Consider the following 754-nt stretch of genomic DNA (forward strand, 5'->3'; position numbering starts at 1 on the left):
GCCGGGGAGGCGGCGGCGTCGGCGTCGGTCAGCGGGCGGGCCCCGGCCAGGAAGTCCCGCAGTTCCGGTCCGGCCACCACCCGGGCGGCGGTCGGCCCGGCGGCGTTGCGCCGGGACAACTCGGCGACGGGCAGCGGCGCGTCGGACGCCGCCAGGATCGCGTTGCCGAACCGCCGGCCGCGCAGCACCGCGGGCTCGGCCGCCAGGCAGACCTCGGCGAAGCGCTCGGTCACCGCCGCCGTCCGGGCCCGCAGGTGGGCCAGTGGCGGGCCGTCGGTGATGTTGACGGCCAACGTCCCGGTGGGGCGCAGGACCCGACGAACGGCGTCCACGAACTCCACGCCGGTGCAGTGGGCGGGGGTCCGGGCGCCGTCGAAGACGTCGACCACCACGAGGTCCGCGGAGTCCTCCGGGAGCCGTTCCAGCAACTCCCGGGCGTCCAGGGCGCGGACGCGGATCCGCGCGCCCCGGGGCAGGGGCAGGTGCTCGCGGACGAAAGCGGTGAGCCGTACGTCCGGTTCGGCCACCTGCTGCGTGGAGCGGGGGCGGGTGGCGGCGAGGTAACACGGCAGGGTGAGGGCGCCGCCACCCAGGTGGACGGCGTCCAGGGGGCGACCGGCGGGGGCGGCGAGATCGATGACGTGGCCGAGCCGGCGTTGGTAGGGGAAGACCAGACGGCGCGGGTCCCCGGGGTCCACGTGGGACTGCGGGGCCCCGTCCACCCGCAGTTCACGGGCACCGGGCCGGTCGGGGT

General features: G+C 77.6%; 1 protein-coding gene. It reads right to left on the minus strand.

The genetic code is table 11. The features are described 5' to 3' along the window. Positions 1 to 754: spermidine synthase (locus FNQ90_RS25590; RefSeq protein ID WP_182608483.1), on the minus strand; the 754-nt coding region annotated here is incomplete at both ends.

The organism is Streptomyces alkaliphilus, from assembly GCF_014141535.1.
Lineage (GTDB): Bacteria > Actinomycetota > Actinomycetes > Streptomycetales > Streptomycetaceae > Streptomyces > Streptomyces alkaliphilus.